Raw genomic sequence first — 19,153 nt, forward strand, 5'->3', positions numbered from 1 at the left:
GCGGCCGGGGGGGGGGGATCGTCGGTGACATCCACGTCGACTTCCGTCCCGGCTTCGCGAGGGCGGGCCTGGACGCGACGCGTACGTCGACGACTGTGTTCTGTCCTTCGAGTGCGGTGCGCGCAGTCCGGGCCCGGTGATCTGCCGTGTGGCCCTGGGGCGGCCCGGCGCGTGGTCCGGTGAGGCGCTGATGGTCGGTGCTCGTTCCGGCCATGACGGTGCGGCCGTGGAGGCCGGGATCACGAGGTTGCTCGTTCCGCCGCTGACGCATGTCACGGCAGAGGTGGTTGCGCCGGGTCCTCGCCGCCTGCGCTGTCCCGGGCCCTTTCCGCGGTCTCACCGGGTGCAGCATGCGGGGCGGTCTGACGCCGTCCGTCCACCGTGCGCCCGCGGGACGGCCCGCCGTCCGCCCTGCCCTGTGGCGCGAAGCCCCGGTGGGAAAAGGACTGCCGAGATCGGAAACCCGGCCGCCCGGTGCGGTGTTTCGCCGGGAAGGGCAGGCTGCCGCACGACCCACGGCGCGGCCACGGAAAGGGGGGAGGCGAATCGTGTTCTTCGCCGGGTGAGGAGTTCAGTTGTCGGTCAGCCGGTAGACCGTCAGTTCGTTTCCGTGGACGTGGACATGGTAATCCGGGGGGCCTGTGCCGAGTGTGGGGACGGTGGTGCGGACGGTCTTGAGTTCTGCGGCGTTGAGTACGGCGGTAGCGGCTTCGATCATGTCGATGAACGTTTTCTCCGGTTCCTGCCGCAGCGTGTCGCCGGAAAGCAGTACCACCGCCTCGCCGGTGTGGCTGCGCACGACAGCGGTCACGGGGGCTCCGTGTACGACAAGCACCTGATACCCCTCTCGGCGTGGCCGTTTTCGGCCCGCTGGATGTGGCGCGGCAGGAGGATATTCCCCGTTCTTCCGGTGTCCGTGAGCCGTGGTGGCACGGGATTCCGGGAAGATTCCGCCGAGCTTAGCGGGAGAGGCATTGCCGAGGGGGGCGGACCCGGCGGGCGCGCATGTGCTCGATTTCGGCGCGGCCGCGGACACGACGGTGACGATCGCGGTGCCACTGCGGCCCGGGGCCCCGGGCCGACCCCGCCCGGGTCACGCCGGGCTGCCGGCCCGAGACGGGGCGCCGGGCCACCGGCCCCAGGCTGCGGCAGTTGACGACCCCGGCCCGCTCGCCCGACGCACCCCCGGCCCGGCTCGCCTGCTGTCACCGGCCCGCCGGGGCTGGGCGGTGGCGCCGGGCGCGGCGTCGGACCGCGCGGCGGACGTCGGCGCAGCCCGGCCGGCTCACCTGGCGCTACCCGGCCGGCTCGCCTGATGCGGGGACTACGTGGAACTGACTCGCCAGCACAGACAGCAGCGCCGGGGTCATACGGGCCCGCGCAGGGTTCCGTACGCTTTCCGGACGCCATACGCACGCTTCACAGCCCGGCCCGCGTGCCTGCTGGCTGGGTGGGGCGGTGGCGGGACCGGCCGGGCGCGGCGTCGGATCGCCGTGTCCGGCGTGGCGGAAGTCGGCGCACCCCGGCCCGCTGGCCCGGTGCAGCCCGGTCGGCTCGCCTGCCGGTACCGGCCTGCTGGCCTGGTGCTACCTGGTCGGCTCGCCTGACGCAGCCCGGCCTCCGCGCCTGCTGGCTGGGTGGTGGCGGGACCAGCTGGGCGCAGTGTCGGAGCGCCGTGTCCGGTGCGGCGGAAGTCGGCGCACCCGCACCCCGGCCCGCTCGCTCGGCGCAGACTGGCCGGCTCGCCTGCCGCTACCAGCCCGCTCATCTGGTGCTCTGTGGTCGGCTCGCCCCGCGGCGAGATCTACGGCGACCTGTACCTCTCCGAGCGGCTCGACGGGCGACCCTTCGACAAGCACGACGAGAACGTCGTCGTTGACGCAGCCCGGTCCGCGTGCCTGCTGGCTGGGTGGTGGCGGGACCGGCGTGGCGGCAGTCGGCGCACCCCGGCCCGCGCGTCTGGTGTTCTCTTGGTCGGCTCGCCTGATGCAGCCCGGCCGGTTCGCACGCTGCTGCCCGCCCGTCGGCTTGGTGTTACCGGCCGGTGCGTGTCTCGTGGTGCCGGGCCGGGCCGGTGATGTCCTGTCCTGCCCTCGCACACCCCGCCGGCCAGGGTGGCCGGTGCGTGCGGCGGCGGCCGGTGGGCGGCGCTCCCCGGGAGCGGGAGCGGGAGCGGGGGCGGGAGCTGGGGCTGGGCGGGAGGGGTGTCATCTGCGGGTGCGCCATGTGCTGTGGGGATTGTCGTGCGGGGCTTCGTATCGGGTGGCGGCGTCGATTTCCGCCTGGAGTTCGATCGCGTGGACGATGCTTCCGTTCAGTGTCCTGCGGATGATGGGGTCGGTGATTTTCCATGCGGTCATGGCTTCGTCGGGTGAGAGTGCCGTCGGGGCCGGTCCGCGGCGTGGTGATTCGGGTCCCCGCTGCTCGGGAATGAGCCCGCTCTCGACCAGGACTTTGCGGTGATCGAGGTTGAGGACGGTGGCCCACGTGGTCAATTGCGAGGACAGCGGCAATGTTTTGCCGTCCAGGGTCCGGCTGATGGTGGTCAGGCTCAGACCGGTCGCGGCTGCCAGTTGTGCCCGGCCGCCGTGGCGCCGGCGGACGTCGTATCCGGCTGCTGTCGCGGCCTGGGTGAGATAGGCGCCGATCCGCTGGGCCTGGGCCTGTCGTCTGGTCCGGCTCTCGTGGGGGGAATCCTTCGCACTCCGCATGGTCGGAGGGTAGCGCGCGGGCATGTTGTCACATGCTGGTTGCACGCGTGCACCTTTGCAGGTCACAACCTAGATCGGCATTTGTGCAGGCCACATCCCGAATCTCGTATTCGTGTGCGAATCAAAATACCCTTGCGTCACTCATTTCCGGCAACTTGCATATGTTGCGCGCGTGTGGGTCAGCCGCACGGCTGCACGTTGCTGAGGGGGTCTTTTGACCATGCTTCGCCTCCATATGGCCACGCTCCTGCTCAAGGCCAGGGAGCTGGGTGACGAAAGCGTCGCCGACATGGCGCAGCGCACCGGTATCAGCAGGTCGACGCTCCACCGGCTCGCGAGCGGTACGAAACAGCCGAGCCTGGCCACGTTGTGGACGCTGCGCGACGCCTACAGCGTCCGGCTCGACGCGCTCGTCTACGACGACCCGCGGACGCTGCAGCGCAGCCTTCCGCAGCGCCGGCGTGTGCCTGCCCGGGAGCGGCACCGGCTGCGGCCGGGGGACCTCGGCGGGCACGCGGCCGACTGAGCACCGACCCCCAGGCCCGCACCGGGCCCAGGGACCCCGGCCGGTATGCGGCCGTCCGGGGAACCACCCCGCTTCTCATCCGGCACCCGGGGGCCCGGCCGGCAGGCGGTGCTCCGAGGAACGGCCCGGCCCTCACCCGGCGTTGGGGGCCTCGGCCGGCAGGCCGGCGGACCGGGAGCGGGCCCGGCCCGTCGTCCGGCCCGGTCCTCACCCGGCCGGTCCTCACCCCGCCCGGCCCCTTTCACCCGGTGCTGCGGGGGTCTCGGCCGGCGCACGGCCCGCCGGGAGCCGGCCCGGTTCCGTCCCCCCAAGGGGCTCGCGGCGCGCGGGCGGTGTCCCCGCTTCGTCCGCCGCACGTCGTGCCGGCAGCCCTCACCTCACCTCACTTCTTTCCCTACGACCGGGAGCACTGCTTTGACCACTCCAGCTCACGACGCCGCCCCCGACGGCGGCGCCCCGGGGGAATCGGCCCTCGTCGTCCGCGCCCAGCAAGGCGATCGCGAGGCTTTCGCCGAGCTGTACCGGATGCACCACGGTGTCATCGCCACCCTCATCGGACGGCGCGTCAGATCGAACACGGCGCTGGCCGAGGACCTCACCGCGGACGTCTTCATGAAGGCCTGGATCAAGATCAACACGTTCACGTGGACGGGTACGTCGATCCGTGCCTGGCTGTGCACCATCGCACGCCATGCGGTCGCCGACCACTTCAAGACCGCGACGACCCGCAACCTCACCTTCGTCGACCACATCACCCAGGTGGGAGACGCCTGGGCGCCGGTGGTGAGCGATCCTGAAGAAACCGTTCTGTCCTCGCTCGCGCTCGACGACCTGCATCACGCCCTGTCGGAGATCACGCCCCGTCAGCAGGTCGTGATCCGGCTGCGGTTCCTGGGCGAGATGTCCGTCCGCGAGACCGCCCGCACCATGGGCACCACCGACGGCGCCGTGAAAACACTGCAGTGGCGCGCGCTGGACTCCCTCCGCAAGGCCTACCCGGGAGCTGTGGCATGACCATCGACTACGGCAAGGACACGGACCTGGAGCGGGAACTCACCGCGCGGCTCAGTGAACTCGCCCACGCCTTCATCGCCGATCTCAACGCTCGCGGCCGCCTGGTGGAAACCGGCGGCGCCAACACCCTCAGACGCCTCAGACAACAGCACCGGACCCCGCCCCCCGCGGGCGGGACGGAACCCGGCGACACCGGATACGAGGCCACCGGCACCGAGCCGCATCCCGTACCGGGCGCAGCGGCCCGCTGGGAGGCCGTCACCGCACCCCCCGCCGGCGAGGACGCCACCCCCAACCCGCCCGCAACACCCCGCCCGCTGCGCATCCTCGGCGCGTGCGAGCCTCACCCCGCGGGCGCGGACCCACTCGAGTCCGGCGACGCCCCGCCCCGCACCGCCGCCCCGGCTCCCGGCCCGCAGCCGGCCGCGCTCGAACCGGTCCCCGCCCAGCAGGCCGCCACGCGCGTCCCGGCCCCCGCCCCGAGCGCCGGTGCCCGGGAGCCGCACGCCGCCGACGACGCCCGGGAGCCGCGCCTCGCCGCCAGCGGCCAGGGGCAGCCCCCGACCCAGCAACCCACCACTGCCCAGCAGTCAGCTCCGGACCGGCAACTCACCACCGCCCAGCAGTCAGCTCCGGCCCAGCAACTCACCACCGCCCGGCAGTCCGCCGTGGCCCAGGAGTCCGTCGTGGCCCAGGAGTCCGCCGTGGTCCGGGAGTTGGCCGTGGCCGAGCCGGCAGCCGCGCCCGCCCTGGCCGCCGCCCGTCAGCCGGCCGCGCTCGAACCGGTCCCCGCCCAGCAGGCCGCCGCCCGCGTCCCGGCCCCCGCCCCGAGCGCCGGCGCCCGGGAGCCGCGCACTGCCGACGGCGGCCACGCCCAGCCCCCGGCCCCGGCTCAGCAGGCCGCCGTACCGGCCGCGGCTCAGCAGGCCGCCGTACCGGCCCCGGCTCCCGCCCGGCAGTCGGACGCACTCGAACCGGCCCCCGCCCGGAGCGCCGGCGTCCAGGGGCCGCGCACGGCCGACGGCGGGGGTCAGGCGCCGTCCTCGGCCGCGGTCACGGCGGCCAGGCTGCGGGCGGAGAACGCGGCCCGGCTCGAGGTCACGCAGATCGCCTCGGACGATGAACGCGTCGACGTCCACATCCACGCTGTGTCGCTGGGCGACTGGGAGTACTGGCTGACCGCGATCGGGGCGCCGCTGGACGCGCCGACCCGCCGCAGCGGATGGGTGCAGACCGCCACCGGGCGCCTCGACGGTGTGGAGGTCCGTCTCACCGCGGAGGCCGTGCCCCGTCTCCTGCAGGAGGCGGCGCAGCAGGCCACCGACCCCTTCCTTCTGGGGGGCCGCGTCTACGACCTCGCCCGCGCCCACACCGACCGCCACGGCCAGACCTGGCACCACCACGGCCGGCGCCAGGAGGACGACATCCCTCTTGTCACCCTGGGCGGCGCCGACGACCCGTCCTACCCGCTCACCTCCATCGCGGTGGCCAACGGGCCCCTCACTCCCGTCGCCGCGCCCTCCGACCACCACGAAACAGGCTGACCGTGCGGTCCCGGGCCCTCAACATCGCCCCACCGCACGGCAGGAGCGGCCGTCCGCCCATGCCGCAGCCCGGCTGCCGGGGGGAGGGGGTTGCCCTGCACGGTGGGCGCCGAGGCCGAGGCAGGTGCGTGTGGTCGAGGAAGAGCGGGGTGGGCTGTAGGGGTGCGCGTGCGTGGACGACGGTCAGGGCACGATCAAGCTCACGCTCACGCGTGACCGTGGCGCTGGTGCTGTCGCACCGGCTGAAGAAGCCGCGGACGACGGACCCCGGCCGGGTCGTGCCGCAGACCCGGCGCTCCGGGCACCGATCCACCGGAACGCCGCGACGCCGGACGAGACGCTTCCCGGGCGGTTCGCGCCCGACTCCGGCCGGCGGCTTCCGGCCGCCCGCGGTCGGCTTCGGCCGGCGGACCGAAACCCCGCGATGGCCCGCACCCACACCCGGTTGCGCCGGTCGGGGCGTGGGGCAGGCATCGGTCGCGGAGCATCGCGAAGAGGACACCGGCCAACCCGCCCCCATGCCGGGCCGGGTCGGGACGGGCCGCTTCGTCCGGGACGGCGGGGCGCGACCGCAGCGGACACCCGGCGCCGCTGTCCGCGGCAGGCCGGGCGCCGCTCGCCGCTGCCACGCCGGCACGGCGCCGCGGTCGAGGGGTGGGCGGCCGGCTCCTCGAGGTGTCCGGTGCGCCGGGTCGGCCCCGAAAAAAAAGGGGGGCGGCGCCGGCCGATGAGTTCCTTCATGATCGGCAGTCAGAGTCCATGGTTGGTGCGCGGCGGCGGCGAGGGCGGTCGCCGCGGGCGCCGGCCGAGTCGGCTTGCAAACCCACGAGATCACGAGATACCGAGGAACCACGATGCGCACCCTGATCAGTACCGCTTTCATCTCGCTCGACGGTGTAGTGGAGGCCCCGGGCGGTGAACCCGGCTACCGGAACTCCGGCTGGACGTTCAAGGACATCGAGTTCCTCCCCGAGGCGTTCGACATCAAGGGCCGTGAGCAGAAGGAAGCCACCGCGATGCTGCTGGGCCGGACCAGCTATCAGTCGTTCAGCCCGGTGTGGCCCGCCATGGAGGAATTCGCCGACTACAAACTGATGCCGAAGTACGTCGTGTCGACCACCCTGACCGAGGCCGATCTCGTGACGAACTGGGGGGAGACGACGATCCTGCGTTCACTGGAGGAGGTCGCCGCGCTGAAGGAGACCGACGGCGGCCCGATCATCGTCCACGGCAGCGCCCGCCTGAACCAGGCCCTCGCGGACGCCGGCCTCATCGACCGCTACCACCTGCTCGTCTTCCCGCTCCTGCTCGGAGCGGGCAAGCGGCTCTTCAGCACCACGGACAAGGACACCCAGAAGCTGAAGCTGGTCGAGCACGACGTCTACGCCAACGGGCTGCAGAAGAACGTCTTCGACGTCGTCCGCTGACCAAGCCCCCTCCAAGCCCCCAAGCCCCCTCCGGGCCGCCGCTCCACCGGCGCATCCTCGCCCGCCCCCCCCGCGCGGCCGGGCCACCGAGCCGATCCCGTCCGGCGTCCTCGTCCAGGGCGCCGACGCCATCACGGGGCCGGGGCCCGCCCGCGGGGCCCGGCCGAAAGCCGGGCTGGCCCGTGAAAAGGGGTCTACCGGGTGGGGCGGTGCGCTATCCCATGACGGTGCGGGCTGCGTCCAGGAACGCGAGCCGGTTGTCCTCCAGGTAGTCCCGCACGCTCTCGCCGTCCGGCAGGCCTCCCATCGTCCCACGCCGTCGGTCACCGGGGTGATCTCGCGGATCCGCAGCGCACGGTACGGCCCCTGGGGTCCCGCCGTGGCAAGGGCCGGGGGAGGGCCGGGGGCCGCTGCTCGCCGTAACAGTGGTGCACCCCGGTCCCGGCGCGGCGCCGGACGGGCCGCCTTCCGGGGTGGTCGATCATGACGTGAAGTCGGCGGGCAGGGTAGCGCAGGGCGCCGGGGGAGAAGAAGGTGCGGAACGCCCCGGCGGTAGGGCCGTTAGACTCATCGACAGGCGGTCACTCCCTCTCCACAGGAAGAACCGGCGTGCCCAACACACTGCAGGAAATGATCAAGCACAAGTTGGACCAGTACGGCTGGTCCTACAGCGATGTAGCGCGCCGCGGTGGCATCTCCCGTTCGACGGTCCACCATCTGGCGACGTCGGAGCGGCTGGCGCAGATGCCGCAGCAGACCACTCTGGAGGGCTTGGCCAAGGGACTGGGCATCCCGGTGGCGCCGGTGCAGCGGGCCGCCGCCGAGGCCGCGGGCGTCCACCTGTACCTCGAGGACGCACCCGAGGCCGCCGATCCGGAGGTGGCGATCCTCATCGCGAGCGTGCACAAGCTGAGCCCGGCGGACCGCCGGCACGTGGCCGTCCTCGTCGAGTCGCTGCTGCACGCCAACGGCACCCCGTAGCCCCCCAGAACCCCCCAGAGCCGGAGCAGGGCCCAGCAGCTGTCCCGCGGAGCCCTCGTGCAGAAGGGGCCCGTGGAGAAGGGGCCCGTGGAGAAGGGGGATGCGTTCCGGCCCGCCGGCGCGCCGGGGCCCCTCACCCCGGGAGCGGATGCGTCTGCGGATATGGGTGCGGGTGCGGGGAGGGTTCGAGTGTGCGGGCCGTGGTGATCCAGTCGATGACGGCGTGCACGGTGACGCAGTCGAGTTCGGCCAGTTTGAACACGGCCTGGACGTCGGCGGCGGCGAGGGGGACGCACACCCGGTCCAGGGCGCCGTACAGGCGCAGCCGGTGGGCGTGGGCGGTGGAGGTGTCCTGACCGGAGTGGATGCCGGACCGGTCGGGCCGGGGGCTGGTGGCGGGCGCAGCGGGGGTCGTGTCCAAGGGATCCGCCTTACGGTGCGGGTGGGCTCACTGGCCCGGCGGCGAAGGCCTGCCGGGCGAAGCGGTCGAAGGTGGTGCTGAGTCGGCTCTCGGCGACGTGCGTGTCCGGCCAGGAGGGCGGGGCGGGCAGGGTGCGGTGGACGGTGTCCCAGAAGGCGTCGGCGACCGCGTGGTCCTCGCGGTCGCCGACGCCCGCGCGGACGGGCGCGCAGCCGAGGGAGCCGGCCCGCGCCGTGAAGGAGCAGGCCGGCAAGGGCTCGCGGGCGGCCGCGGCGCCCGGTTCGCCGTGACGGGCGGCGCGGGTGACGGCGGCCATGACGGCGCGGTGGACAAGGGCGCGGTCCGGGGTCGCGGCGGTGCTCCAGCCGATCAGGCGGCGCGACGCGGCGTCGAGGACCACGGCCGCATACAGGGGGCCTGGAGGTGTGGTGAAGGCACGGACGTCGACGATCCAGCGCCGGCGGGGCGTGCGGGCGCCTCCCGCCGGGGCGGTTGCGGGCAGCCGCCCCGCCCGCCCGCGGAGCCGGGCCGCTCTCATCAGGGCTTCCACGGTGGTGTCGCTGAGGTGGATGCCGTAGCGGTCGCGGAGTTCCCGTCCGACCCTGCGGTATCCGTAGGCGGCGCCGGACTCCTGGTGGATGCCGCGCACCAGACGGGTCAGCCAGGCCCGGCGCAGGGCGCGCGGGGAGGGCGTGCGGGTGCGCCAGGCGTAGTAGCCGGACTCCGAGACATCGAGGAGCGCGGCCGTCCGGCGGGCCGGGAAACCGTGCGACGCCATGCGGTGCATCACCTCGTACCGTCTTTTGGGGGCATCATCTGCCGCAGGGTGGCGATGACTTCGCGGCACAGGAGGACTTCCCTCTCCAACTCGCCGATGCGGGCGCGCGCCTGTGCCAGGTCCGGCCCGGACATCCCCGAGCGCCGCCAGCGGTAGACGGTTGCCGGGGAGACGCCCAGTTGCCGTGCCACGTCTTTCACCGGGTGGCCTTCCAGGGCCAGTTGCTCCGCGCGGGCGCGCAGCGCCGCGGGGTGAGAAGCGCTCACTGGATCCCACTCGTCGATGCCGGCGCCGAAGGACGGACAACAGAGCCTGCGCGAGGGCCGGTTCACCGCCTCGCGTCCGCCGGCGGATGCCACCGGGTCCGCTGCCCGCGGGAGTTCGAGGGGCCGGCTCCGCCCCCGCGCCGGTGCCTTTTCTGAACCGGGGGCGCCGCAAGGGCCCTGGCGCCGGCGGCTGGCAGTGCGCGTCCGGCACCGGCGGGGACGCGGACACGGGCACGAGTTGCCGGCCCGTGTCCACCGCCCGGCAGGCCGGGCGAAAAAGCCCCGGGGCCCTCGCGGCACCGCAGGGGCACGCCCCGAAGGGCCTGCCCCTGCGTCAGCGGCCGTACTACTGGTGGACGCTGATGGCCTGGGAGGCCTGGGACTGGGCGACCGCGAACGGCGAGTTCTGGTTCAGCGCCATCGACTCGTTGTGCGCGTCCACGTGCGCGATCTTCTTCGAGACGGTCGTCATCTTCGTGAAGCTGAACGAGAACTTGCCCAGCGCCTCGCGGCCGGGAAGCAGCTCGGCGGTCTCGGCCTCAAGCAGGTCGTTGTTCATGGGAACAGCCTTTCAAGGAAGGAAGGATGTACGCGAAATCAGGAGCCCGCGGCCGGCGGCGAACAGACCAACTGCCGCCGCCGGCCGCGCTCCACCCCCGTGCGACGCCACCGACCACCAGATCCGCCGGCCACTGCAGGAGCCTCGGACCGGGCGCGACGGCGTCGCACGGATCCCGTACGGGAACGGTCACTCCGGGCGGCGGGACCATGCGCAACCCCGCCGTCCGGAGTCTCTGGACGATTCGTCCGGAGAGCGTGGACGGTAGCGGAAGACGAAGGGGCAGCGCAAACCGCCTATATCCGACATCCGTTCAAAAGCGTGTACCTGTTCCATTCCATGCCTCTGGGGCCCAACCCCGCACCCCCTCAGGCGCGTTGCGGCCACCGCTCCCCAGCAGGCCGACAGCGCGCACGGGCACGAGGACGGCGCCGGGAGGCGGCGCCCCCCCCGAGCCCTCTCCACTCGGAAGCGCACCGAGGCCCATCACCGCCGAAACCGCCTCCCCCGGGACCCCGGCCGACCGGACGGGCCCGGACCGTCATCCCCCCGGCGCCGGCCGCGCGCCGCACCGCCCGGGAGCCCCCCGGGGCTGCCCGCGCTCCTGCGTGACCGCCGTGCGGTGCGCGGACGGCGACACGCCAAGCCCCGCGTGTCCTTCACCCCCCGGGGGCAGCCGGCAGGCACCTGCGGCGAGAAACGCGCTCCACGAAAAGCGGGGCAGCACACAAACCCGCCTCCGTCGCCTCCACCGCAGGCCGCCACACCATTTCTCATCACGCGACTCCGAAAAACCCGGAGCATTTCCGGCACCGCATTAACGCCATCAGGCGCACAGTTTCGCACCCTCCCGAACCACCCTGCGATACGCGGGAGTTCACCTGGTCGGACGCCTTCTCCGGGCAGGGCGCGGATTCCCGGAAAGGAGCACGAAGGCGCCGCTGAGCTGCCATTTTCGAAATCAGGCCCGCATGCTCCACAAAAGTGATGGGAACTCAGTCCGCAACAAATCGAGGGGTGTTTGTGTAGCGTCTAGATCAGCGGCAGGGCTAAACCAGCCCTGGTGTTTGAAAGGAGATCAGGTGAAGACCATTGCTAAGGCAGTAGCGGGCACGCTTCTTGCGGCCGGCGCTGTCATGGCGCCTCTCTCGATGGAGGCATCCGCGGCTCCGGCGGCGGTCCACGCGACGGCAGTGGCGCCCTCGTTCCACCCGGGCAACCACCACGGCTACGGCTCCCGCCACTTCGACGAGTGGCGGCGGGGCTGCGACGACGACCGCTACGACCGCTACGGCCGCTTCGACCGCTCCGACCGCTGGCGTCACCGCAACCACTGCCGCTACGACCGCTGGGACAACTGGGGCCAGTACCGGTGGGGCAACCACTACCGCGGCTCCTACTGGGACTGCGACTGACGTCCTCTAGTCCACACCACATCCGAGCCGCCCGCGGTCAGCGCCCCTGACCGCGGGCGGCGGCCCGTCGGTCGGCGTCGCCCCCGACTGTGCGGGGTCGTGCACGAAGCGGCGTGCTCGCACGCCCCGCCCCGCGGTGTGCGGCCGGCCCGCGCACCGGAGAGCAGCGGCCGCTGGGGAGCGGCGGCGGGGGAGAGGAGGGGAGGAAGTGGAGTCAGGGGGAGGCGGGCGGGCGCTGCAGTAGCGTGTGGGCATGGCGAAGTTCGACGCTGTCCAGGTGAACCTGTGGTGCGCCGACGTCGAACGCTGCGCGGCGTTCTTCCGCCGCCTGGGGATGCCCGAGCGTTTCCGGTTCCCGCCGGACGGGGAGCCGCACCAGGTCGAAGTCGAGGCCGCCGGGGTGCGGATCGGGTTGACCTCGGCCCGCGTGGGCGACGAACTGTTCGGCATCGCCACGACACCCGGCGAGAACACCGAGGTCGTGCTGTGGTGCGACGACGTCGACAGCCTGCACCGGGCGGCACTCGACGCGGGAGGCGAGCCCCTGACGACTCCCACCGACTCGCCGGACGGCCGCCTTCGATACGCCTGGCTGCGCGATCCTGAAGGGCACCGCGTGAAGCTGGTGCAGGAACGCAGCCGAGCCTGAGCGGCCACTGACATCGTCCACCCGGCACCAGCGGTGGAAGTCCCTCCCGCCGCCCGGCGAGCAGACCAGCCCCCGGGTGGGTATCGGCAGGGGGCCCCTGCCGCGTCGACCGCCCGTCCACCTCGCATCGTCCGGCAGCTCCAGGCCGCGGACACACCGCCGTGGCGGGTCGCGGCGGGAGCAGCCGCCGGGTTGCTCAGGCGCCGGGCGCGGCCGCGGGCCGGGTGGAGACGCCGACGACGCCGTAGACCCGGTCGCCCAGGGTGAACTCTCCCAGCGGGACCATGCCGAAGCCGTCCACGTGGACGCGCCACGACGCCTGGTTGGCCCGTTCGATGAAGGCGACCATCACCTCGGCTCGTGGTGAGGCCGCCCGGAGGGCCGCCGTGAACAGTCCCCTCGCCACTCCCTTCCCGCGGTAGGCGGCGGCGACCACGACAGGCCCGTAGAGCAGGAAGGGCGTCGAACGCAGCGGGCGCCCCTGCCACTTCAGCGAGTCCTGCCGGTCCAGCAGTGCCTGGACCGGCGGGGGCGCACCGTGTGTGTGCTGCGGCGAGGTCAGACCGAGCAGCCCGGCCAGGCGGCCGTCGTCGTCCGCGACGAGCAGGCTCCCGTCCTCGGCCATCGCGCGCAGTGTGCCGGCATCGAAGCTGCCCTGCACGAAGCCCTGCCGCGCACGCTCCTGCTCGGTGAGCGCGTCATGGTGATGGGCCGCGAAGAGTTCGGCCGCGGCCGGGGCATCGGCCGCAACGGCATGTCGATAGTCCATGGCACCGATCCTGCCGGGTACTGCGGCCCACGCGTCAGCCCCCGCCCCGCACGGCGGTCACGCACACGGCACGGGCACGGCAGGAGCCCCCGCCCGACACGGCAGGAGCTTCGTGCCCGGTTGTCACGGCCGGCCGCCGCGCTTCGACGCCGATCGCGCCGATGTGCCGGCAGGCAGCTGCAGGCACCGGGACTCCCGGTGACCGGCGGCCCTCTCGCCCGAGGCCGCCCCGGCAGCCGGCCTCGGCCGGCCGGCCGCCGCACAGCTGCGGCGGCATGCACTACAATGGATCTTGAGCTGGTCGCCGGAACTCCGGCCGACTGGTGTTGCGTTGGTGGTCCAAGGAAAGACGCCCCGCTTCCTGCGGGGAGATGCAGGTGCAAGGCCTGCCCAGCGCTCGGGAAGTGGAGGCGGGTCCCCGTGCACGACACGGGGACCCGCCTCCACGCGTATCGCGGTCCTGGCGTACCGAGCGCCCCCGAAAGGCCCCCTCACGTGACTTCCGGCCTGACCCGGCTCACAGGACTGCTCGCCCGCTCCGAGGGCACCGCCCCTGCTCCGGACTGGGCCGCCGCGCGGACCGCTCTTCGCACCGACCTGCCCGCGGACCACAAGGAGTTCGTCGAGACGTACGGAGGCGGCCTCGTCGACGGCTACCTCCTGCTGCTCGAGCCGAACTGCCCCAACGGCGTCTACGACCTCCTGAAGACCTCCGCGGAGCGCGAGGAAGCCCACGACTCGTTGTGGCGGTTCGAGGACAAGCCCGACGAGATGCGGACCCCGGGCAGCCGCCTGGTCTGCTGGGCCACCACGGACAACGGTGAGTACCTGTACTGGCTCGTGCGGCCGGACGACGACCCCGACACCCGCACCATCATGATCAACAGCGAGTCGGGGGAGGACTGGGAGCGCCACGACATGACCGTGACCCGCTTCCTGGCAGCCGTTCTCGCCGGGGAGATCCGCTCGGAGATCCTCGGGGACGGGTTCCCGCTGCCGCGTCACGAGTTCCGCCCGGCCCGCCGGTTGCAGGACGAGGCACGGCCCGGCCCGGCGGGGGAGGGGAGCCGGGCCGAGCCATGACCCCAGGGCCATGAGGGAAGATCGTGACCCCAGGGCCGTGAGGGCAGATCGGCCGAGGGGCCGAGCTGCCCGATATCCTCACCGGCGTGGTCGACGAGGGGCACGCGCATACGGCTGAGGACGCGCCGACGACAGCCCGGCTACGGGACGTCCTGGACCGCGCCGGGCACGTCGTGATCGTCGAGGGACCACCGGAGGAGACCGGCTCCGCCGACCTGGCGCGGACCGTGGTGACCGGTGCCGACATCGCCGGCCTGGCCCGGGTGCTGTCCCTCGTGGACGGCGGCACCGGCGACCGGTGCCGCTGCCGGGGCTGGCCGACGATCACGGTGTACGACCGCGCCGGCGACGCGATCGCCTGCTGGACGCTGCACCACCAGTCCGGTCTCCGGGGGCTGGGGTGTTGCGACGCCGACCTGCGCGACGGGCCGGCGCTCACCGCATGGCTGGCCGAGCGAGGCCTGACCCGGTCACGGGAGGTCCAAGCGGAACTGGCCGCCCGGCGGGCCGAGGACGAGCGGCGCCGGATGCGCTGGATCCATGCCGCGCCGGCGGGGCTGTCCGACGCGGCCGCAGCCCTCGCCCGGCCGCCGGGCCGCGACCACGGAGCCTGGTCACGGCACGTGCGGGACGCCGAAGCCCGGCTCACCGCCCTCACCCGGCGCCGCTACCCCGACGGGATCGAACGGGCGCGCGTCCTGCTGGCCTGGGCCGGGACATCCGCCAGGGAGCCCACCGGCGGCCTGAAGTGGCACGACCTGGCCGTGCACCGGCAGCTGCTCGCCGAACCCCCCGAATCCGTCCTCACCGCACTCACCACCGGCGCACCCGGCCCCGCCCGACTCGACGGCGCCGCCCAGCTCTTCGGCTCCCTGGAGTGGACCACCGCGCACGGCAAGGACGTGCCCGAGCCACTGAGAACGACGCTGATCGAGCACATCCAAGCGGACGGCACCGACCCCATGAGATTCCGGATGCGCCACGGCTACTACGGCGCCCGACGCTCCACCTGGCAGCACCGGACGATGACGGACCCACCCCGTGAGCCCACCGTCGGCCTGCGCCCCCACACGCCCGCGAGCCCACCGTCGGCCTGAGGCCCCACCACCTCGGCCTGAGGCCCCACCACCTCCGGTCCCTGGAACCCCCGGAGACCGGCCCGAGCCCCCACCGGCCCCCCGGGGTACCGGCCCCCCGGGGTACCGGCCCCCCGGGGGTGCTCCCCGCCGGGCGACCGGATCGTTCCGGCCCCAGCCCCGATCATGCCTGTCAAACCCGAGTACGCGCAGGTCACACTGGTGGACATGAGACGAGCCCTGATCGTGATCGATGTCCAGGAATCCTTCCGCGCCCGCCCCCTGTGGGAGCAGATCGCCAACCCCGACATCGCCGAGCCGGTGAACCGGCTGGTGCGCCTCGCGCGGGACAACGGCGACCTGCTGGTCTGGGTGCTGCACACCGAGCCCGGCAGCGGCGACGTGTTCGACCCGCAGACCGGGCACGTCCGGCTGCTGAAGGAACTGGAGCAGCCGCTGCCGGGGGAGCCGGTGCTGTACAAGACCTCGCACAACGCGTTCACCACCACCAACCTGCAGCAGCGGCTCACCGAGGCCGGGGTCGGCGAGCTGTGGGTCTGCGGGATCCGCACCGAGCAGTGCGTCGAGACCACCGCCCGGATCGGCAGCGACCTGGGGTACGAGGTCGTGTTCGTGGCGGACGCGACCACCACCAACCCGATCGGCGACCTCAGCGCCGAGGCGATCACCGAACGCACCCTGGCCGTCCTGCGGGACCGCTTCGCACGGATCGCCACGGTGGACGAGCTGGCAGCATCACCGGTATGACCCGTGTCGTCTTCGTCCTGCTGCCCGGCGTCCACCTGCTCGACCTGGCCGGCCCGGCCCAGGCCTTCTCCACGGCAGCGGGCTTCGGGCAGCCGTACGTCCTCGACTACGTCGCCGAAGAACCCCAGATCCGCAGCGCCCAGGGCCTGCCGCTGACCGCCCGCACCACCTGGCCCGACCTCGACCCGGGCGACCTCGTCGTGGTCCCCGGATGGAGCGCGCCCACCCTCAGGGGCGGCCCCCGCATCGGCCCCGAGACCGCCGGACGGCTGCGCGCGCACCATACCGCCGGCGGCACCGTCGCCAGCGTCTGCGCCGGAGCCGACGCCCTGGGACAGGCCGGCCTCCTCGACGGCCGCCGCTGCACCACACACCACCAGCTCCAGGACGAACTCGCCGCCCGCCACCCCCGGGCGACGGTGGTCCGCGACGTCCTGTTCTCCGCCGACGACCGGATCGTCACCTCCGCCGGCATCGCCAGCGGCATCGACCTCGCCCTGCACCTGCTGGCCGCACGCCACGGCCCCGCCCTGGCCGCCCGGGTGGCACGCGAAATGGTGATCTACGCACGCCGCAACGGCAACGAACCCCAGGCCAGCGCCATGCTCCGGCACCGCGGCCACGTCGACGACACCGTGCACCGCACCCAGGACCTGATCGACACCCACTACGCCGAGCCGCTGCCCCTGACCCGCCTGGCCGCCCACGCCGGTGTCAGCGCCCGCACCCTCACCCGCCAGTTCTCCCGCGCCACCGGCGGCCTCACCCCGCTGCGCTACCAGCAGACACTGCGCCTGGAACGCGCCGAACACCTGATCGGCCAAGGCGCCACCACCGAATCCGCGGCCCGGCAGGTGGGCTTCGAGGACGCCCGCATGCTGCGCCGCCTGCGCTCCCGGCCCTCCTGACCCCCACACCCGACGCAAACGGCCGACGGCACGGGAACAGGAGCACGAACACGACGTCCCGGACGAGGACACCGCACGACGAGGACACGGCACGACGAGGACACCGCACGACGAGGACACCACCCGTCGCCCGCGCCCCCTCGCTCAACGAGCACGCCGGCCTCAACCGCCCCACCCGCCACGGTGCTTGACCGCCCGTGCCCGCCCGCCGCGCGAGGACCCGCGGTCCCTTGCGCGACCCGGCGACCGTCCACCTCCACGGAGACGACCACACGCCCAGGGGGAGTGAGCGGCTGCGCGTCAGGCGGAGCCGGGCGGCAAGGCGCCCAGAACGGCAGCGAGGCGATGCGGGTCGCGGCGGGCGATGTTGTGCCCGACGGGGATCTCGTGAACCCGCCAGCCCGAGTCGCTGCGCAACCGTTCCCTCAGGGCCACGAACGGGCTGCCCGGCCACGCCCCACCGCTGATGAACGTCTTGCCGGGCGCGCGGCCGGGGTCGCCGCCCAGCCTGATCGACTGCACGAAGCTCGCCAGGGGGTGCGGCCGCGCGCGCGGATCGAGGCCCTCGGGGACCGCCACCCATCGGCCGTCGGCGCGGGCGCCGGCCAGGAACAGCTCCCGGAAGCGGTCGCTGGTCAGGGACCAGCACGAGTCCCCGTCGTCCGGGACGTAGGCGTCGATGAAGACGAGCTGGTCGAGGCGGTCGCCGAGCCGATCCGCGACACCGGCGATCACCATCCCGCCGTAGCTGTGCCCGCACAGCGCGACGGGCTCTCGGCCGCTACGGTCACCACGGTCGATGATCTCGGCGACCTGGGCGATATGGGCGTCGAGGTTCGGCGGGCGGTCCACGTCGACCGGGCCGTCCGCCTCCAGCCCCGACAGGGTCACCGCCTCGACGTGGTGACCGTCCCGGCGCAGCTCGGCAGCCACCGGGTCGAACACCCACCCGCCCTGCCAGCCACCTGGCACCATCACGAACCTCACCGCGCCATCGTAGGGCGGGCAGACCGCTTCAGAAGCAACTTCCTTGGCGGTGGCGGCAGATGACGCTGCGGGCCGGCCCGAGCAGGCCTTGGGGGAGACCGGCGCGGTGCACCCGACGAAGGCGCAGTCGGCCGCCCCGGCACCACCGGGCGAACACGCAAGCAACGAGTTGATCGCCTCCCGGGCGAGCTGCCGTCGCGCATGACCCTCGCCCAGCCGAAGAACCACCCCCCCCGGGCCGCGCCTCGACGCCCGGTACGCGACAGCCACCCCCCACCGTGCAGCCGGTCGCCGCGGAGGACGATTCCGAACGACTCCTCACCTACGCGACGTCGGGCCGGGTCATCAGCGGCGACCGCACGTGCACCTCCAGGCTGGGCCCGGTCAGGGGCACGGTGCTCCATGTCGCCCGCGCGGTCCCCGCCTCGGCGTCGACGACCAGACGGACGCGGTGCGGGGTGGTGACGACGTAGAGATCGGCGACGAACGTGCCGCCCTGCCAGGCCGGCCGCGACGACCGGCCGTCCGACTTCTGACAGCCTGCCGGCCGGCGCCCGCGCCACCACCGCGGTGCGGTACGGCCCGCCCCGCGCCGGCGGGCGTCCAGTACGTCCACGCCCGGCAACGCGCACGCCGTGCCCGGAGCGGCCCCGCCGGCCCCGCCGCCCGACGGGCCCGCGCCGGCGGGCCCCCACCCCCAGAGCGATCCAAGCCGCGCACACCACCGCCCCGAAGCCCCTGGACACGCCAAGGCGCTGGAAAGGGGGAACGGGAATAGGGGACCGTGCGTGCGGCGTTGCCGCAGCATGGGCGATATATCCCGATACGGTCATGACGGGCCCGGTCCGTCGGCCTTCCCCACGGCCCGCGCCCGCCTCGCGGCCGACCGCGCCGACACCCTGACCCGGGCGGCCGCGCTGAGCCGCGACTTCGACGGCATCGTCGCGGCGAACGCCCTGGTCGCGGTCGACGACGAACACGACCCCGAAGGGGGCACCACCGCCTTCGAGCGGGCCCACGTCGCCGCCCTCATGGCACAGACGCGCGAGCACCTCGAAGAACTGGACCGGGCACTGGAACGACTCGAACAGGGACGGTACGGGCAGTGCGAAGGCTGCGGCGGGACGATTCCCCCCGAACGCCTGGAGATCCGCCCGGCGGCGACCACCTGCGTCCGCTGCGCCCGGCCCCGCCCACGCCGCGCGTGACGCCGGCCAGTGCGGCACCGGCCCTTCGAACGGCGAGCCAGTGCGGCACCGGCTCTTCGAACG

21 protein-coding genes are annotated in these 19,153 nt (G+C 73.4%); 12 read left to right on the forward strand and 9 right to left on the reverse strand.

What is annotated here, in order from left to right:
• Positions 1-571 precede the first annotated feature (571 nt).
• Positions 572-811, reverse strand: a complete 240-nt coding sequence (locus ACFYU0_RS31535; protein ID WP_389305581.1) for a hypothetical protein — start codon at positions 809-811, stop codon at positions 572-574.
• A 1,396-nt stretch (positions 812-2,207) separates the two neighbouring features.
• Complete coding sequence (locus ACFYU0_RS31540) at positions 2,208-2,711, reverse strand: transcriptional regulator (protein WP_389305583.1); 504 nt, start codon at positions 2,709-2,711, stop codon at positions 2,208-2,210.
• A 220-nt stretch (positions 2,712-2,931) separates the two neighbouring features.
• Between ACFYU0_RS31540 and ACFYU0_RS31545 the strand changes: the two genes are divergently transcribed.
• From ACFYU0_RS31545 to ACFYU0_RS31565, 5 genes are all read left to right on the forward strand, one after another.
• Positions 2,932-3,237, forward strand: coding sequence for a helix-turn-helix transcriptional regulator (locus tag ACFYU0_RS31545; protein WP_351672176.1), 306 nt, complete (start codon positions 2,932-2,934; stop codon positions 3,235-3,237).
• Positions 3,238-3,651: 414 nt separating this feature from the next.
• On the forward strand, positions 3,652-4,251 hold the full coding sequence (locus ACFYU0_RS31550) for a sigma-70 family RNA polymerase sigma factor (protein ID WP_351672178.1): 600 nt from the start codon (positions 3,652-3,654) through the stop codon (positions 4,249-4,251).
• Entirely contained in the window at positions 4,248-5,795 is a 1,548-nt protein-coding gene (locus tag ACFYU0_RS31555) for a BN159_2729 family protein (RefSeq protein ID WP_389305586.1), read from the forward strand. Before ACFYU0_RS31550 ends, ACFYU0_RS31555 begins: the two co-directional genes overlap by 4 nt.
• Before the next feature lie 854 nt (positions 5,796-6,649).
• On the forward strand, positions 6,650-7,222 hold the full coding sequence (locus ACFYU0_RS31560) for a dihydrofolate reductase family protein (RefSeq protein WP_389305588.1): 573 nt from the start codon (positions 6,650-6,652) through the stop codon (positions 7,220-7,222).
• A gap of 630 nt (positions 7,223-7,852) precedes the next feature.
• On the forward strand, positions 7,853-8,203 hold the full coding sequence (locus ACFYU0_RS31565; RefSeq protein ID WP_351672186.1) for a helix-turn-helix transcriptional regulator: 351 nt from the start codon (positions 7,853-7,855) through the stop codon (positions 8,201-8,203).
• Positions 8,204-8,336: 133 nt separating this feature from the next.
• Here ACFYU0_RS31565 and ACFYU0_RS31570 read toward each other — a convergent pair whose 3' ends face one another.
• The 4 genes from ACFYU0_RS31570 to ACFYU0_RS31585 form a co-directional block, all read right to left on the reverse strand.
• Positions 8,337-8,624 (reverse strand): hypothetical protein, encoded by a 288-nt coding sequence (locus ACFYU0_RS31570; protein ID WP_389305591.1) that lies wholly within the window; start codon positions 8,622-8,624, stop codon positions 8,337-8,339.
• Positions 8,625-8,634: 10 nt separating this feature from the next.
• Positions 8,635-9,402, reverse strand: coding sequence for an IS3 family transposase (locus ACFYU0_RS31575; protein WP_389305593.1), 768 nt, complete (start codon positions 9,400-9,402; stop codon positions 8,635-8,637).
• An 8-nt stretch (positions 9,403-9,410) separates the two neighbouring features.
• A complete protein-coding gene (locus tag ACFYU0_RS31580; RefSeq protein ID WP_351672191.1) occupies positions 9,411-9,668 on the reverse strand; it encodes a helix-turn-helix domain-containing protein in 258 nt (85 codons plus the stop codon).
• Positions 9,669-10,014: 346 nt separating this feature from the next.
• Complete coding sequence (locus ACFYU0_RS31585; RefSeq protein ID WP_351672193.1) at positions 10,015-10,227, reverse strand: hypothetical protein; 213 nt, start codon at positions 10,225-10,227, stop codon at positions 10,015-10,017.
• Between the two features lie 1,082 nt (positions 10,228-11,309).
• On the opposite strand from ACFYU0_RS31585, the gene ACFYU0_RS31590 reads away from it, so the two are divergent.
• Entirely contained in the window at positions 11,310-11,642 is a 333-nt protein-coding gene (locus ACFYU0_RS31590) for a hypothetical protein (RefSeq protein ID WP_389305596.1), read from the forward strand.
• A gap of 253 nt (positions 11,643-11,895) precedes the next feature.
• Positions 11,896-12,291, forward strand: coding sequence for a VOC family protein (locus ACFYU0_RS31595; RefSeq protein ID WP_389305598.1), 396 nt, complete (start codon positions 11,896-11,898; stop codon positions 12,289-12,291).
• Positions 12,292-12,487: 196 nt separating this feature from the next.
• On the opposite strand, the gene ACFYU0_RS31600 is transcribed toward ACFYU0_RS31595, so the two are convergent.
• Complete coding sequence (locus ACFYU0_RS31600) at positions 12,488-13,060, reverse strand: GNAT family N-acetyltransferase (RefSeq protein WP_389305600.1); 573 nt, start codon at positions 13,058-13,060, stop codon at positions 12,488-12,490.
• Positions 13,061-13,555: 495 nt separating this feature from the next.
• On the opposite strand from ACFYU0_RS31600, the gene ACFYU0_RS31605 reads away from it, so the two are divergent.
• The 4 genes from ACFYU0_RS31605 to ACFYU0_RS31620 all read left to right on the forward strand — a co-directional run bounded on the left by ACFYU0_RS31605 (position 13,556) and on the right by ACFYU0_RS31620 (position 16,895).
• Positions 13,556-14,143: an SMI1/KNR4 family protein gene (locus tag ACFYU0_RS31605; protein WP_389305602.1), complete on the forward strand. Its 588-nt coding sequence runs from the start codon at positions 13,556-13,558 to the stop codon at positions 14,141-14,143.
• 86 nt (positions 14,144-14,229) lie between these two features.
• Positions 14,230-15,240, forward strand: a complete 1,011-nt coding sequence (locus ACFYU0_RS31610; protein ID WP_389305604.1) for a hypothetical protein — start codon at positions 14,230-14,232, stop codon at positions 15,238-15,240.
• Positions 15,241-15,447: 207 nt separating this feature from the next.
• Positions 15,448-15,987, forward strand: a complete 540-nt coding sequence (locus tag ACFYU0_RS31615) for an isochorismatase family protein (RefSeq protein WP_351672203.1) — start codon at positions 15,448-15,450, stop codon at positions 15,985-15,987.
• Entirely contained in the window at positions 15,984-16,895 is a 912-nt protein-coding gene (locus ACFYU0_RS31620) for a DJ-1/PfpI family protein (RefSeq protein ID WP_351672205.1), read from the forward strand. The genes ACFYU0_RS31615 and ACFYU0_RS31620 overlap by 4 nt, the downstream gene beginning before the upstream one ends.
• Before the next feature lie 300 nt (positions 16,896-17,195).
• On the opposite strand, the gene ACFYU0_RS31625 is transcribed toward ACFYU0_RS31620, so the two are convergent.
• Positions 17,196-17,882, reverse strand: a complete 687-nt coding sequence (locus ACFYU0_RS31625) for an alpha/beta fold hydrolase (RefSeq protein WP_389305607.1) — start codon at positions 17,880-17,882, stop codon at positions 17,196-17,198.
• Positions 17,883-18,204: 322 nt separating this feature from the next.
• The gene (locus tag ACFYU0_RS31630; protein ID WP_389305609.1) at positions 18,205-18,498 is read right to left on the reverse strand and encodes a hypothetical protein; all 294 of its coding nucleotides are present in this window, start codon (positions 18,496-18,498) and stop codon (positions 18,205-18,207) included.
• A 190-nt stretch (positions 18,499-18,688) separates the two neighbouring features.
• Between ACFYU0_RS31630 and ACFYU0_RS31635 the strand changes: the two genes are divergently transcribed.
• Entirely contained in the window at positions 18,689-19,090 is a 402-nt protein-coding gene (locus tag ACFYU0_RS31635) for a TraR/DksA C4-type zinc finger protein (protein WP_351672210.1), read from the forward strand.
• The last annotated feature ends 63 nt before the right edge of the window (positions 19,091-19,153 follow it).

This window comes from Streptomyces sp. NPDC003720, from assembly GCF_042875075.1.
Classification (GTDB): Bacteria; Actinomycetota; Actinomycetes; order Streptomycetales; family Streptomycetaceae; genus Streptomyces.

Bases quoted from the DNA above. Each gene is read 5' to 3' on its own strand.
- ACFYU0_RS31615 (WP_351672203.1), top strand. From the start codon at position 15,448: ATGAGACGAGCCCTGATCGTGATCGATGTCCAGGAATCCTTCCGCGCC.
- ACFYU0_RS31595 (WP_389305598.1), top strand. From the start codon at position 11,896: ATGGCGAAGTTCGACGCTGTCCAGGTGAACCTGTGGTGCGCCGACGTC.
- ACFYU0_RS31575 (WP_389305593.1), bottom strand. From the start codon at position 9,402: ATGGCGTCGCACGGTTTCCCGGCCCGCCGGACGGCCGCGCTCCTCGAT.
- ACFYU0_RS31585 (WP_351672193.1), bottom strand. From the start codon at position 10,227: ATGAACAACGACCTGCTTGAGGCCGAGACCGCCGAGCTGCTTCCCGGC.
- ACFYU0_RS31560 (WP_389305588.1), top strand. From the start codon at position 6,650: ATGCGCACCCTGATCAGTACCGCTTTCATCTCGCTCGACGGTGTAGTG.
- ACFYU0_RS31620 (WP_351672205.1), top strand. From the start codon at position 15,984: ATGACCCGTGTCGTCTTCGTCCTGCTGCCCGGCGTCCACCTGCTCGAC.
- ACFYU0_RS31635 (WP_351672210.1), top strand. From the start codon at position 18,689: ATGGGCGATATATCCCGATACGGTCATGACGGGCCCGGTCCGTCGGCC.
- ACFYU0_RS31600 (WP_389305600.1), bottom strand. From the start codon at position 13,060: ATGGACTATCGACATGCCGTTGCGGCCGATGCCCCGGCCGCGGCCGAA.
- ACFYU0_RS31545 (WP_351672176.1), top strand. From the start codon at position 2,932: ATGCTTCGCCTCCATATGGCCACGCTCCTGCTCAAGGCCAGGGAGCTG.
- ACFYU0_RS31555 (WP_389305586.1), top strand. From the start codon at position 4,248: ATGACCATCGACTACGGCAAGGACACGGACCTGGAGCGGGAACTCACC.
- ACFYU0_RS31540 (WP_389305583.1), bottom strand. From the start codon at position 2,711: ATGCGGAGTGCGAAGGATTCCCCCCACGAGAGCCGGACCAGACGACAG.
- ACFYU0_RS31565 (WP_351672186.1), top strand. From the start codon at position 7,853: ATGATCAAGCACAAGTTGGACCAGTACGGCTGGTCCTACAGCGATGTA.